We start from the raw sequence: 14,361 nt of genomic DNA, 5'->3' as shown, positions 1-14,361 counted from the left end.
TTGAACGGCCCGGCGGGTCTCCTGCCGGGCCGTTCGTTTTCTTCTTTGGAGCTGCTCGTGTTGCGTTCCCGGGTTCGTGCGCTGCGTCATGGTGTTCTCGCCACGGCGATCGTGTTCTTCGTCTGCGCGGTGGTCGCCCTGCTGTCGTGGCTGTCCTATTCGGACGACCACGACCGGTTGGCTGCCATGACGTCCCGCGAGCTCGGCAGTGTTGTGTCCTATTCGGACGGCGCGGTCGAGGTGCGATGGCCGTCCGGGTCGGCGCGCATCCCGTACGAGAACGGCGACCGGATCGTGGGGAAGCAGTCGCAGGTGGCGTTCGACCCCGCGGATCCTTCTCGTGCCGTGATTCCCGGTGCGGACCTGTTGCTGCAGACCGACCGCGCGCTGGGCGGCGTGACGTTCTCGCTCGCCGTGGCGATGCTGGTTTTCGCCGTTGGCCTGGTGCGGGTCCTGCTGGCCGTTCGATGTGTGCGGTCCTCGCCGGTCACCGTGTCGGTGCGGCGGATCCGGTTGCAGTCCGGGCTGATGGTGCGGTCGTGGCTGGAGATCGACGGCCCGGTCGAGCGGTGGCTGCCCGTCTACTACGACCCGGTGCTGGTGACGCTGCCGTCTCCGGTCGACGTCGAGCTGCGGGGCGGCCGGGTCGCGGTGGTCGACGGCGTGACCATCTACCCGTCGGGCCGGCCGGTCGTGAAGCACCCGCGGGGCAGGCGCGTCGACAACCCGGCGCAGCCCGACCCGGAGACGCGGGCGCCGCGCGGTCTGCTCGCTCAGCTGCGGGTCGACGCCGTGTTCGTGGTGCCCGCGCCGATCGTGGGCCTGTTCTGGGCTTACGTCGACGGCAGCGGCTTCACCGGCTGGATCACCGCGACGGTGATCGCCGCCGCGCTGGGCCTGTGGTGGGGCGCGTTCCGGGGTTCCGACCCGTCGTAATGCTTTTCGGTTGTCGAACGACCTCCTTGGCGTAGGAGGCCGCTATGACCGACGTGACACTGCGCGTCCACGAGGACGGGGCCGACGACGAGCGCATCGAGCAGCTCACCACGTTCTTGCGGGCTGAGCTGCAGGAACTGACCCCTGTCTCCGGTGTTCCCGGTCGGGCTGTGGAAGGCGCCAAGGCCATCGATGTCGCCGAGCTGGGCACGTTGCTGACCACGATCTCGCAGTCCACGGTCCTGGCCGCGCTGATCAACGCCGTGTCCTCGTGGCTCGGCCAGCGCCGCGAACGTTCCGTGACCGTGTCGGCCGACGGCGACGAGCTGGAGTTGACGGGTGCTCCCTCGGAAGCCGAACGGGCGCGCGCCGCGGAGTGGCTGGAGCGACGTCGCCCGAAGCGGTACGCGTTGATCATCGCCAGCTACGACTTCACCGACCCAGGCTTGTCCGCCCTGCGCGCCCCCGCCCACGATGCCGCCCGCCTGGGCGAGGTCCTGGCCGACCCGCGGATCGGCGGCTTCGACGTCCGCACCCTGATCAACACTTCCGCCGCCGAGGTGAACGAGGCCGTCGAGGACTTCTTCGCCGACCGCGCGCCCGACGACCTGCTGGTGCTGCACTTCTCCGGCCACGGCGTGAAGGACGAGGCGGGCGAGCTCCACTTCGCCACCTCCGGCACCAGGCTCAACCGCCTGGCGGGCACCGCGGTCTCGGCGGACTTCGTGGCCCGCCGCATGAACCGCTCCCGCTCCCGCCGCATCGTGCTGCTCCTCGACTGCTGCTACTCGGGCGCGTTCGGCCGCGGCATGGTCGCCCGCGCCGGCGGGTCCGTGGGCCTGGAAGAACAGTTCGGCGGCAGCGGCCGTGCCGTGATCACCGCCTCCTCGGCCCTGGAGTACGCCTTCGAAGGCGCGTCCGTGGCCGACACCTCGGAGGGCGAGCCGTCGGTCTTCACCTCGGCCCTGGTCGAGGGCCTGGAATCCGGCGACGCCGACCGCGACCAGGACGGCCACGTGGGCCTGGACGAGCTCTACGACTACGTCTACGACCGAGTCCGCCGCGTGACGCCGCACCAAACCCCCGGCAAGTGGATGCTCGACGTGCGCGGCGACCTCCACATCGCCCGCCGCGCCCGCCCGGTGTCGGTGCCCGCCTCGTTGCCGTCCGACCTGCAGGAGGCCATCGACCACTCGCTGCCGGGCGTGCGTGCCGGCGCGATCCCCTCGCTGGTCCGGATGCTGTCGGTGGCGCACGAGGGGCGCGTGCTGGCGGCGCGGCTCGCGTTGCGGCGGCTGGCGGACGACGACAGCCGCATGGTGGCGGCTGCGGCGCGCAAAGCGCTGGGGGAGGAGCCGGCCACCGCGCCCACCTCGGGTTCCGCTGCCGGTCACGCTCACGCAGGCGTCCCCCTGGATCGGGAACCCCCGCGTTCCACGGTACTCAGCGGGTCTGACACTTCGGCGAATCCGGACGCGAGGGAGGCCGGCGGTGATCCGGCGGGCCGATCCGGACGCGACACCGCTGGCGATTCGGCGGGTCGATCCGGACGCGACACCGGCGGTGGTCCGGCGGGTCGATCCGAACGGGACACCGGACCGAGGCGGACTCGGCTCACGGCGTCCGGTGCCGGCTCGGCCGTGGCGAGACCGGTAGCCGCACCGGTACCGGACGCCGAGTCCGCGATCAGGCCGGCGGTCACGTCCGCGAACCTCAGGACGGCGGCGCCCCGCCTGCTCGCCGGCCTTGCCCTGGTGCTCCTCGTGGTCGGTCTGATGTCGGTCTCCGGCGGCCTCCTCGGCCACCTGGGCGACACCACCCCCAACACAGCCCTGTTCGGCACCATCTGGCCGTGGGCGCTGGTAGCCGCGATGTTCACCCTGACCTGCCGCGACCACCCCTGGCTACCCGGCGCCGCCCTGGGCCTGCTCGCAGGCACGACCGGTCTCCTGGGCGGCAGCGGCGGCAACTACCCGTGGTTCCTGTTGGGCATGGCCGCGGTCGTCATAGCCGTAGCGACCCAGACGACCCCGGTGTGGCTGGCAGCCGCAGCGACCGTGCTCGGCGCGGCAGGCCTCCTCCTGGTAGCCGACTCGGCCGACGCCCTGGAGTCGATCAACGGCGACGCCGAGGACATCACGTTCATCGTCCTCGCGGCAGGACTCGTCGGCCTGGCGGGCTACCGCATCTGGCGAGAACAAACTTGGCTCAGCGCCATCGCCCCGGCTCTGCTGATCCTCGACGCGGCCCTGCACCTCACCAACGCCCCGCTGTTCGTCGTGCACGCCGGCCTCGCCGGCCTGATCGTCGTCCCGCTGATCGCCACCCTGACCAGCGGCACAGCCAGGTTCGCCGGCTACACGGCCGTCGCAGCCGGACTGCTGGTGCGAGCCAACGAGTACGTGTCCGCCAACGAACCCACGTTCACCACCGTCGCCCACGTGACTCTGCCCATAGTGGCAGCGGTCGTCGCCTACTTCTCCCGCTCGCGCTGAGCCTTGCGCCGCTTGCCCTCGTGCATCGCAACGACGCGGGCGACGGGGATGGTGTGCCCCTCCGCGATCAAGTCGGAGGGCAACTGCTGCGGCGCGGGCATCAACGACGTCCACGGGTCGCCGTCGAACCGCGTCCGCACGGTGAAGTCGGCAGGCGAAACGTCGGCCAGCGACTCCCACGGCACCGGGAACGAGATCGGCAGCCCTTCCCGCAGCCGCGGACTGTAGGCGGCGACCACCGTGGCACCCCAGGCACGCGTCGAGTCGAGGAACACCTTCCCGCCCCGCTCAGCCCGGATGTAGGCAGTGGTGGCGATCTCCGGCCCCAGCTTCTCGGCCCGCGCCGCGACCGCCCGAGTCGCGGCAGCCACGTCATCCGGATCGTGCTTCTCCAGCGGCACGAAGATGTGCACGCCCTTGGCCCCGCTGGTCTTGACCAAGCCCGCCAGGCCCGCGTCCCCCAGCGCCTCGCGGATCAGGAACGCCGAGTGCACCACGACGTCGAACCCGGAACCCTCCGGCGGGTCGATGTCGAGCACCATGTGCGTCTGGTGCCCGTCCTCGGACATGCCGCCGACGAACAGCGGCACGTGGTACTCGACCGCGCGCTGGTTCGCGAACCACATCAGCGTCTGCTTGTCGTCGCACAACGCGTACTTGATCTGCCGGTGCGACGCCTCCGCCCACACCTCGACGGTCTTCACGAACGACGGCGTGTACTTGGGGACGTTCTTCTGCATGAACGGGTCCTGCCCACGCAGGATCCGCCACACCGACAACGGCCGGCCGCGGAGCACCGGCACGAACCGGTCGGCGACGAAGTCCAGGTACTCCACCAGGTCGCCTTTGACCGTGCCACCGAAGAGCGGCTGGTCGAGCGAGGAGAACTTGACCTGGTCATTCATCCGGAACCTCGAGTTCGTCTCGGGCGGCCCACTCCAGCAGCGGCTCGATCGACCACACCGCGTCGTCGATGCCGGCGTGCAGGTCACCCAGCTCGGCGTAGCGCTTCGGCACGGTGGCGATGGTGAACTCGCGCGGGTCGACGTCCGGGATCTCGTCCCAGCGGATCGGCGTCGACACGGTGGCCTCGGGGAAGCCGCGCACGGAGTACGCCGACGCGATCGTCCGGTCGCGGGTGTTCTGGTTGTAGTCCACGAACACCAGGGACGGGTCGCGGTCCTTGCGCCACCACGTGGTCTCCACGTCGTCCGGTGCCCGTCGCTCGACCTCGTGCGCGAACGCCAGCGCCGCCTTGCGCACGTCCTGGAAGCCGTAGTCGGGCTTGATCCGCACGTAGATGTGCAGGCCCTTCGACCCGGACGTCTTCGGGAACCCCACCGCACCCAGCTCCGCCAGCACCTCTTCGACCACCTGAGCCACCCGCCGCACCCGGTCGAACGAGCACGTGGGGCCGGGGTCGAGGTCGATGCGCCACTCGTCCGGCTTCTCCGTGTCGGCCGCCCGCGAGTTCCACGGGTGGAACTCCACAGTGGACATCTGCACGGCCCAGATCACGTCGGCGACGTGCGTGACGCAGAGTTCGTCCGCATGGCGGTTGTAGCGCGGAAAATGCACCCGCACGGTCCGCACCCACGGCGGCGCGCCGTGCGGAAGCCTTTTCTGGTGCACTTTCTCGCCGCTCACGCCCTCGGGGAAGCGGTGCAGCATGCACGGCCGTTCCCGCAACGCCCGGACGATTCCGTCACCGACGGACAGGTAGTAGTTCGCGAGATCCAGTTTCGTCTCGCCGCGCGCGGGAAAGTAGACGCGGTCGGGGTTGGAGATCCGCACGACGCGGTCCTCCACCTCGAGCTCCACAGCCGGGGACTTGCCCATGCCGTCCAACCTAACCGTTTCCAGGTGTTTCCTCAGCCCGAACGGTGTTTGCATCGACGGCGTGGACACCGGTCTCTGGTTTCGGCGGTTTTCCGAGGCCCCGGACGGCGCGCCTCGGCTGGTGTGCTTCCCGCACGCGGGCGGCGCGGCGAGCTGGTTCCAGCCGTTCGGCCGGCACGTCGCGGGCCGCGCCGAGCTGGTCGCCGTCCAGTACCCAGGCAGGCAAGACCGCAGGTCAGAGCCGCTGGTAGCGGACATCCGCGCGGTGGCCGACCAGATCGCCCCGCTGCTGACCCGCGACCGTCCGCTGCACCTGTTCGGGCACAGCATGGGCGCGATGATCGCGTTCGAGGTGGCGTTGCGCGTCGAACCGGACCAGCTGTTCGTGTCCGGACGACGCGCGCCGCAGATCGTGCGGGACGACCGCGTGCACCAGTTGCCCGACGAGGGCCTCATCGCGGAGGTGCGAAAGCTCGCGGGCACGAACGCGCGGGTGTTCGACGACGAGGAGCTGGTGCGAATGGTGCTTCCGGCGATCCGCGCCGATTACCGGGCCGCGGAGACCTATCGCTATAGGCCGGGACCCGCGCTGGCGTGCCCGGTGACCGCGCTGACCGGTGACGCCGACCCGAAGGCCTCGGTGGACGAGGTGGGGCAGTGGCGTGAACGCACGACCGGCGCTTTCGCCCTGAAGGTGTTCGCCGGTGGCCATTTCTTTCTTTCGGACAACAGAAGTGCTGTCGCCGCAGTGGTTTCCGGCGATTCCCCTAGTGCCTGAACCTCTAGTTTTGCAGGGGATTCAGGTCCGTCCCGTTGCGGACCTTGGTTGATGAGAGGAAAACGGGATGACCAAGCGGGCACTGATCACCGGGATCACCGGGCAGGACGGGTCCTATCTCGCCGAGCACCTGCTCAAACAGGGCTACCAGGTGTGGGGACTCATGAGGGGCCAGGCGAACCCGCGCAAGATGCGGGTCTCCCGGCTCATGTCGGAACTGTCCTTCGTGGACGGTGACCTGATGGACCAGGCGTCGCTGGTGTCCGCTGTGGACCTGGTGCAGCCCGACGAGGTCTACAACCTCGGCGCCATCTCGTTCGTGCCGATGTCGTGGCAGCAGGCGGAGCTCGTGACCGAGGTCAACGCCATGGGCGTGCTGCGCGTGCTCGAGGCGATCCGCATCGTGTCGGGCCTGTCCAGCAGCCGCCACAACGGCGCCTCCGCCAAGCAGATCCGCTTCTACCAGGCGTCGTCGTCGGAGATGTTCGGCAAGGCCGCCGAGACGCCCCAGCGCGAGACCACGATCTTCCACCCGCGCAGCCCGTACGGCGTGGCGAAGGCCTACGGGCACTTCATCACCCGCAACTACCGCGAGTCGTTCGGCATGTACGCGGTGGGAGGCATCCTGTTCAACCACGAGTCGCCACGCCGCGGTGCGGAGTTCGTGACCCGCAAGATCTCCCTCGGTGTCGCGAAGATCAAGCTGGGCCTGCAGGACAAGCTGGCGTTGGGCAACCTGGACGCGTTGCGCGACTGGGGTTTCGCCGGCGACTACGTGCGCGCGATGCACATGATGCTGCAGCAGGAAGAGCCGGAGGACTACGTCGTCGGCACCGGTCAGATGCACTCGGTGCGCGACGCCGTGCGCCTGGCGTTCGAGCACGTCGGCCTCAACTGGGAGGACCACGTGTACATCGACCCGGTGCTGGTCCGCCCGGCCGAGGTCGAGATCCTCTGCGCCGACACCAGCCGGGTGACCGGTGAGCTCGGCTGGAAGCCCGAGGTCGACTTCTCGGCGCTGATGAAGATGATGGTGGAGGCCGACCTCAAGCACGTCGCCACCGAGCACGAGTACGGCGACCTGCTGGCCGCCGCCAGCTGGTAGAGATCCTCTGCCGGGAGTCCGCAGCCGCTGTAGTTTTGCGGCTGTGGACTCTTTTTCGCTTGCCCTGGGGGCGCTTCTCGAAGCGGTCGGCGAGCTCACCGACTCCGACTTCGCCCAGCCGTCCGGGTGCGCGGGCTGGCTGGTGCGGGACCTGGTGTGCCATCTGGTGATCGACGCGCAGGACGTGCTGATCACGCTGGTGACACCCACCGCAGACCTCGTCACGCACGACTCCGTGACCTACTGGAAGGTCTCGCACGCACCCGCTGACGACCCGCTCGCGGCGTTGACGGTCCGGCTCGCCGCGGCCTACGACGAACCGTGGATGCTGAAACACCACGTCGACGACGTGGGCCAGGCGGCGCTGCGGGCGGCGCAGCTGGCCGATCCGACGTTGAAGGTCAGCACCCAGGACATGGTGCTGTGCACGGCCGGCTACCTGGGCGCTTACGTCTGGGAGTGGACGCTGCACCACCTCGACCTGGTCGCCCACCTGCCGCACCTGGCCGGCCCGTCGGCGTCGTCGCTGGCCAGGTGCCGCGAGATGCTGGAGCAGATCGCCGGCGCGTTCCCCGCGCACTGGTCGTCCACCGATGTGCTGCTGGTGGGAACGGGACGGCGCGCCCCGACCGAGGCGGAGCGCGCCGAGCTGGGGGACCTCGCGATCCCGTTCGTCCTGGGTTAGTGCCGCTGGAACGGCAGGTCGACGGCGAACCACGTCGCCGGGTCGTCCGTCGGCTCGCTCCACGCCACCGCGATGGTCAGCTTTCGCGCTGCCGGCGCACGCCAGGTGATCGTGCGGTCGTCCGCGTACTCCACGCTTCTCTCGACACCCGACTCCTCACGCGGCCGGTGGTCGTCGGGCCTGCCGTCAGACGTGCCGTGCCCTCCACGTTCAGGCGGTGTGCAGCCGGGCGTAGTAGCCGTTGGCAGCGATGAGCTCCTCGTGCGTGCCCCGTTCCACCACCGCACCCTGGTCCATCACGACGATGAGGTCGGCGTTGCGGATCGTGGACAGCCGATGCGCGATCACGAAGCTGGTCCGCCCGGCCCGCAGCGACGTCATCGCCTGCTGGATCAGCACCTCGGTGCGGGTGTCGATCGACGACGTGGCCTCGTCCAGCAGCAGGATCGCCGGCTGGGCGAGGAACGCGCGGGCGAGCGTGATCAGCTGTCGTTCACCCGCGGACAGCCCGCCGTGCTCCTCGTCGAGCACCGTGTCGTAGCCGTCGGGCAGCGACCGCACGAACCGGTCGACGCACATGGCTTTCGCGGCCTCGACCACCTCTTCCCGAGTCGCCCCAGGTCGTCCGTAGGCGATGTTCTCGGCGATCGTGCCCTCGAACAGCCACGTGTCCTGCGAGACCAGCCCGATCGCCGACCGCAGATCATCCCGGGTCATCGCCGTGATGTCCGTGCCGTCCAACAGGATCCGGCCGCTCTGAAGGTCGTAGAACCGCAGCAACAGGTTGCCCAGCGTCGTCTTGCCGGCACCCGTCGGCCCGACGATCGCGACGAGCTGGCCAGGTGCCGCCGTGAGCGACAGGTCGTCGATCAGCGGCTTCTCCGGGGTGTACCGGAACGAGACGCGCGAGAACTCGACGTGGCCGCAGACGGGGGAGACGACAGCGGGCTTGGCAGGTGCAGCGGACTGCTCCGGCTCGTCCAGCAGCTCGAACACCCGCTGCGCCGACGCGATCCCGGACTGCAGCTGGCCGGAGAAGTTCGCGACGTCGATGATCGGCCGGGAGAACATGCCGGAGTACTGGATGAACGCCTGCACGTCACCGATCGACACACTCCCGCCGGCCACCCGCAACGCGCCGACGACGGCCACCAGCACGTAGTTGAGATCGGTGATGAACCGGGTCGCGGGCCCGATCAGGCCGGAGATCGCCTGCGCGCTGAACGACGACCGGTACATGGTCTCGTTGCGCTCGGCGAACTCCCGCGCGGCCTGCTCCTGACGCCCGAACGCGGTGATCAGCGCGTGCCCGCTGTACATCTCCTCGACGTGCGCGTTCAACACACCCGTCGACTGCCACTGCTCGGCGAACTTCGGCATGGCGCGCTTGGAGATCCACGCGGCCAGCACCAGCGCGATCGGCACGCAGACCAGCACCAGCACGGCCAGTTCGACGGAGATCACCAGCATGATCGCCAGCACGCCGAAGACGCTGATGACGGACGTGAGCATCTGGCCGATCGACAGCTGCACGGTCCGCTGCAGGTTGTCGACGTCGTTGGAGACGCGGGAGAGCACCTCGCCGCGCGGGTTGCGGTCGAAGTAGGACAACGGCAGCCGGGTGAGCTTCGCGTCGATCTCCTCGCGCAGCTGGTAGACCGCGTGCTGGACGATGTTCGTGACGACCCGGCCCTGCACCAGCATGCTCAGCGACCCGACCACGTACAGGCCCATGATCACGAGCAGCAGCTGGCCGAGCGCGCCGAAGTCGACGCCCTGGCCGGGTACGACGTCGACGGTGCTGATGACGTTGGCGAGCGTGTCCTTGCCCTGGTCCCGCAGCTGGGCGAGGATCTGCTCCTCGGTGGCGCCGGCGGGCAGCGTGCGGCCGACCAGGCCGGTGAAGATGAGGTCGGTGGCGCGGCCGAGCAGGATCGGGCCGAGCAGGTTGAGCCCGATCGACACGACCGCGAGCAACCCGATCACGACCAGCTTGCCCCGGTACGGCAGCAGCAACCCGAACAACCTCTTGCTGGTGCTGGGTTTGCGTCGTTCCTCGGCCTCGACGGGCACTTCGGGATCTGCGAGCAGTGTCATCCGACGGCCCCTCCAACAGGCTGGGAGAGGGCGATCTCCCGGTAGGTCTGGTTGGTGCCGATCAGCTCCGCGTGCGTGCCGGAGCCGACGACCTGGCCGTCCTCCAGCACGATGACCCGCGACGCCGCCTCGACGGTGCTGATCCGTTGCGTCACCAGCAGGATCGTGGCGGTGCCGAGTTCTTGTGCCAGGGCGTTGCGCAACCGGGCCTCGGTGCCGAGGTCGAGCGCGGAGAAGCAGTCGTCGAGCAGGTAGATCTCGGGTTTTCGCACCAGTGTTCGGGCGATCGCGAGTCGTTGCCGCTGTCCACCTGAGACGTTCGAGCCGCCCTGGCTGATCGGCGCGTCCAGGCCGAGCGGCCGGACGAACTCGGCGGCCTGCGCGATCTCCAGCGCGTGCCACAGCTCGTCGTCCGAAGCGTCTTCCTTGCCGTACCGGAGGTTCGACGCGATCGTGCCGCTGAACAGGTGCGCCTTCTGCGGCACGTACCCGACGACCTCGTGCAGTGCCAACGGATCCAGGTCGCGGATGTCCACGCCGTTGATCCGCACCTCGCCGCCCGTGACGTCGTACAGCCGCAACGCGAGCGACAGGAGCGTCGACTTGCCGCTTCCCGTGCTGCCGAGGATCGCGATCGTCTCGCCCGGTCTGGCGACGAGGTCGACGTCGCGCAGCACCGGTTTTTCCGCGCCTGGATAGCCGAACGTGGCAGCGCGGAGCTCCAGGTGGCCCTGGGCTTTCATCGTTTTGACGGGCTTTTCGGGCGGCTTGATGCTGGACTGAGCCCGCAGCACCTCGTTCACGCGGCCGGCGGACACCGCCGCGCGCGGGGCTTCGGTGAAGACCAGCATCGCCATGATGATCGCGACGATGATCAGCGTGACGTAGGACAGCAGCGCGAGCAGTGCGCCGAGCTGCATGGTGCCGTTGTCGATGCGGTGGCCGGAGAACCAGATGATCGCGACGGTCAGCACGTTCATCACGGTCATGACCATCACCGGCAGTGCCGCCATGATCCGGCCGACCCGCAGCGTCGTGCCGTAGAGGTCGCGGTTGGTGGCGTCGAAGCGGCCGCGTTCGTGCTGGTCGCGGACGAACGCCCGGATCACCCGCACTCCGGTGATCTGCTCGCGCAGCAGGTGGTTGATGCGGTCCAGGAAGGTCTGCATCGCCTCGTAGAACGGCGAGAGCCTGCGCAGCATCAGGACCAGACCGATGATCACGATCGCCACCAGTGCGATCAGGATCGTCGACACCGGCACGTCCTGCACCAGCGCCAGCGCGACACCGCCGACGCACATGATGATCGCCGACACGGCGACGTCGGCGGTGGTCAGGACGATGCTCTGGACCTGCTGGACGTCGTTGACGGTCCTGGTGATCAGCGACGGCGCGCCGATCTGGTCGACTTCGCGTGCCGACAGGTTCATGACCTTGCGGAACACCTTGTGCCGCAGGTCCCTGCCGAGGCCGGCGGACATGCGGGAGCTGAGCAGCATCGCGCCGCTCGCGGTGAGGATCTGCACCGCGGCCACCCCGAGCATGGTGAGGCCGGTACCCCAGATGTAGCCGGCGTCGCCGCGGAGCACCCCGTTGTCGATGATCTGCGCGTTGAGCGTGGGCAGCAGCAGGGTCGCGGCCGTCTGGACCAGCTGGAGCACCACCAGGAGCACGAGTGTTCCCCGGTACGGCCGGAGGTGGGTGTTCAGGAATCTGACGAGCACGCGGTCCAGCACACCGCAGTTTCTCGCGGGCATTCCCTAGCGTTCGCTCTCCTACCGTCTAGGGCATGAGCGAGATCCTCAGCGCTATCGAATCGGACGACGCGGTGGCGCGGGACTTCGAGGCGCTTCCGGTGCCGGAGAGCTACCGCGCCGTCGTCGTGCAGGAGAGCGACACGGAGATGTTCGCGGGGCTTGAGACTCGCGACAAGGACCCGCGGCAGTCGCTTCGAGTTCGGGAGGTGGCGACGCCGGAGCTCGCGCCGGGTGAGGCGTTGATCGCCGTGATGGCGTCCGCGATCAACTACAACACCGTGTGGACCTCGATCTTCGAGCCGCTGTCGACGTTCGGGTTCCTGCGCCGGCTGGGCGGCCGGCACGATCTGCCGTACCACGTGGTGGGGTCCGACCTCGCCGGCGTCGTGCTGCGCGTCGGGCCTGGCGTGACGGTGTGGCAGCCGGGCGATCGCGTGGTCGCGCACTGCCTGGACGTGCCGTTGGAGCACCCGGACGGCCACAACGACACGATGCTCGACCCGCAGCAGCGGATCTGGGGCTTCGAGACGAACTTCGGCGGCCTGGCCGACCTGGCGCTGGTCAAGGCGAACCAGCTGATGCCGAAGCCCGAGCACCTGACCTGGGAAGAGGCCGCCTCGCCCGGTCTGGTCAACTCCACCGCGTACCGGCAGCTGGTGTCTGTGAACGGCGGCAACATGAAGCAGGGCGACACCGTGCTGATCTGGGGCGCGTCCGGCGGACTTGGTTCCTACGCCACGCAGTTCGCTTTGAACGGCGGCGCAACCCCTGTCTGTGTCGTGTCATCGCCGGACAAGGCGGAGATCTGCCGCGCGATGGGCGCCTCGTTGATCATCGACCGCTCCGCCGAGGGCTACCGGTTCTGGAAGGACGAGCACACGCAGGATCCGCGCGAGTGGAAGCGGTTCGGCGCGCGCATCCGTGAGCTGACCGGCGGCGAGGACCCGGACATCGTCTTCGAACATCCGGGCCGCGAGACGTTCGGTGCCAGCGTCTTCGTCGCGCGCAAGGGCGGCAAGATCGTCACCTGCGCGTCGACGTCCGGTTACCTGCACCAATACGACAACCGCTACCTGTGGATGAACCTCAAGCACATCATCTCGTCCCACTTCGCCAACTACCGCGAGGCCTGGGAGGCGAACCGGTTGGTGGCCAAGGGCAAAATCCACCCGACACTGTCCAAGGTGTACTCGCTCGAAGACACCGGCCAGGCCGCTCACGACGTGCACCGCAACGCGCACCAGGGCAAGGTCGGCGTGCTGTGCCTGGCACCGGCGGAGGGCCTGGGCGTGCTGGACCACGAGCTGCGCGACAGGAACATCGACGCGATCAACCGATTCCGCACCTCCGACTGAAGGTTTCCCGCGATGACGGAAGAAGTAATCGCGCCGGCCTCGGCGTGCCCGTTCCCGTTCGCCCGCGACCCGCACCGGCCGCTGGACCTGCCGCCGGAGTACGCCCGGCTGCGCGCCGACCGCCCGGTCCAGAAGGTGATCACACCGGCGGGCGACACGGCGTGGCTGGTGGCCAGGTATCACGACGTGCGTGCTCTTCTCGCTGACACGGAACGGTTCTCCGCCGAGGTGATGAACCCCGGCTACCCGCGGTACCTGTTCCCGGTGGACCCGCAGCCGGGCGCGTTCGTGACAGTCGACCCGCCGGACCACACCCGCTACCGGCGCATGATCATGTCGATGTTCACCAAGAAGAGGGCCGAGGACATCCGTCCGTCGGCGCAGAAGCTGGTGGACGAGCGGATCGACGCGATCCTGAAGCTGCCGCAGCCGGTCGACCTGGTCACGCACTTCGCGCGCCCGATCCCGTTGACCGTCGTGTGCGAGCTGCTGGGCGTCCCCTACAAGGACCGCATGGCGTTCGGCCGCTGGATCAACACCCTGGTGGAGACGACCTCGTCGCAGGCCCACCGCAACGCCGCGGCGGGAGCGCTCTTCGGTTATCTGACGAAGCTGGTGGCGCAGAAGGAGAAGGAGCCCACCGACGACGTGCTCGGCCGGCTCGTGTCGAACCAGATGGCGGCCGGCGAGCTGAAACGCGAGGAAGCGGTTGTCATCGGCATGATGCTCCTGTCGGCCGGCTACGACACCACGGCGTCGTCAATCGCGTTGAGCATCCTGACGTTGCTGGAACACCCGGAGCAGCTCGTGAAGCTGCGCGAGAACCCGGACCTGATCGTCGGCGCCGTCGAAGAGTTGTTGCGGCACCAGAACGTGATGCAGTGCGGTGTCGGGCGAGTGGCCAAAGTGGACCTGGAGATCGCGGGCCAGCCGATCAAGGCGGGGGAGGGGATCATCGCCCTGCTGTCGTCCGCCGACCGCGACGAGTCGGTTTACGCCGACGCCGACGCCCTGGACATCACGCGGAAGGACTCGACACCGCTGGCGTTCGGGCACGGCATCCACAGCTGCATCGCGAAGTTCCTGTCGCGCGTGGAACTTCAGGTGGCTCTGCTGACGCTGATCACCCGCATTCCGACGCTGGCGTTGGCGAAACCGGCCGACGAACTGCGTTTCCGCGACGGCGCGATCGTCTACTCGCTGCGGGAGCTTCCCGTTACCTGGTGACGTTTTCTGTTGGTGGGGCGCCTCTCCTGTAGAGGCGCCCCTGTTCGTTTCTAGGGGTATGCCAGGCGCTCCGACGCGAGGATTCCT

Annotated in this window: 12 protein-coding genes; 7 read left to right on the top strand and 5 right to left on the bottom strand. The window is 68.7% G+C overall.

All coding sequences use genetic code 11. From position 1 onward, the window contains the following. Window positions 1-936, top strand: coding sequence for a DUF3592 domain-containing protein (locus DI276_RS34975; protein WP_157985115.1), 936 nt, complete (start codon window positions 1-3; stop codon window positions 934-936). A gap of 44 nt (window positions 937-980) precedes the next feature. Continuing rightward, a complete protein-coding gene (locus DI276_RS34970; RefSeq protein WP_112271580.1) occupies window positions 981-3,431 on the top strand; it encodes a caspase family protein in 2,451 nt (816 codons plus the stop codon). Here the strand turns inward: DI276_RS34970 and DI276_RS34965 are convergent. Both DI276_RS34965 and ligD read right to left on the bottom strand, forming a co-directional pair. Beyond that, window positions 3,410-4,336, bottom strand: coding sequence for a DNA polymerase domain-containing protein (locus tag DI276_RS34965; RefSeq protein ID WP_112271568.1), 927 nt, complete (start codon window positions 4,334-4,336; stop codon window positions 3,410-3,412). The two genes, DI276_RS34970 and DI276_RS34965, sit on opposite strands and share 22 nt — an antisense overlap. Further along, on the bottom strand, window positions 4,329-5,270 hold the full coding sequence (gene ligD / locus DI276_RS34960) for a non-homologous end-joining DNA ligase (protein ID WP_112271566.1): 942 nt from the start codon (window positions 5,268-5,270) through the stop codon (window positions 4,329-4,331). Before ligD ends, DI276_RS34965 begins: the two co-directional genes overlap by 8 nt. Before the next feature lie 61 nt (window positions 5,271-5,331). On the opposite strand from ligD, the gene DI276_RS34955 reads away from it, so the two are divergent. From DI276_RS34955 to DI276_RS34945, 3 genes are all read left to right on the top strand, one after another. After that, window positions 5,332-6,048, top strand: coding sequence for a thioesterase II family protein (locus tag DI276_RS34955; protein ID WP_332874728.1), 717 nt, complete (start codon window positions 5,332-5,334; stop codon window positions 6,046-6,048). 67 nt (window positions 6,049-6,115) lie between these two features. Then, window positions 6,116-7,153 carry a GDP-mannose 4,6-dehydratase gene (locus DI276_RS34950; RefSeq protein ID WP_112271562.1) on the top strand — a complete coding sequence of 346 codons (1,038 nt, stop codon included), beginning with the start codon at window positions 6,116-6,118 and terminating at the stop codon, window positions 7,151-7,153. A gap of 43 nt (window positions 7,154-7,196) precedes the next feature. Continuing rightward, complete coding sequence (locus tag DI276_RS34945) at window positions 7,197-7,838, top strand: maleylpyruvate isomerase N-terminal domain-containing protein (RefSeq protein WP_112271560.1); 642 nt, start codon at window positions 7,197-7,199, stop codon at window positions 7,836-7,838. Here the strand turns inward: DI276_RS34945 and DI276_RS50365 are convergent. The 3 genes from DI276_RS50365 to DI276_RS34935 form a co-directional block, all read right to left on the bottom strand. Further along, complete coding sequence (locus tag DI276_RS50365) at window positions 7,835-7,972, bottom strand: hypothetical protein (RefSeq protein ID WP_157985114.1); 138 nt, start codon at window positions 7,970-7,972, stop codon at window positions 7,835-7,837. The two genes, DI276_RS34945 and DI276_RS50365, sit on opposite strands and share 4 nt — an antisense overlap. 76 nt (window positions 7,973-8,048) lie before the next feature. Further along, window positions 8,049-9,935, bottom strand: coding sequence for an ABC transporter ATP-binding protein (locus tag DI276_RS34940; protein WP_112271558.1), 1,887 nt, complete (start codon window positions 9,933-9,935; stop codon window positions 8,049-8,051). After that, window positions 9,932-11,659 (bottom strand): ABC transporter ATP-binding protein, encoded by a 1,728-nt coding sequence (locus tag DI276_RS34935; protein WP_112272364.1) that lies wholly within the window; start codon window positions 11,657-11,659, stop codon window positions 9,932-9,934. The genes DI276_RS34940 and DI276_RS34935 overlap by 4 nt, the downstream gene beginning before the upstream one ends. Window positions 11,660-11,724: 65 nt before the next feature. Between DI276_RS34935 and ccrA the strand changes: the two genes are divergently transcribed. Beyond that, entirely contained in the window at window positions 11,725-13,047 is a 1,323-nt protein-coding gene (gene ccrA / locus DI276_RS34930) for a crotonyl-CoA carboxylase/reductase (protein ID WP_112271556.1), read from the top strand. A gap of 12 nt (window positions 13,048-13,059) precedes the next feature. Next, a complete protein-coding gene (locus tag DI276_RS34925; RefSeq protein WP_112271554.1) occupies window positions 13,060-14,274 on the top strand; it encodes a cytochrome P450 in 1,215 nt (404 codons plus the stop codon). Window positions 14,275-14,361: the final 87 nt, after the last annotated feature.

The organism is Lentzea terrae, from assembly GCF_003265345.1.
GTDB classification, from domain to species: Bacteria; Actinomycetota; Actinomycetes; order Mycobacteriales; family Pseudonocardiaceae; genus Lentzea; species Lentzea terrae.
This window is presented reverse-complemented; position numbering and strand designations above follow the sequence as displayed.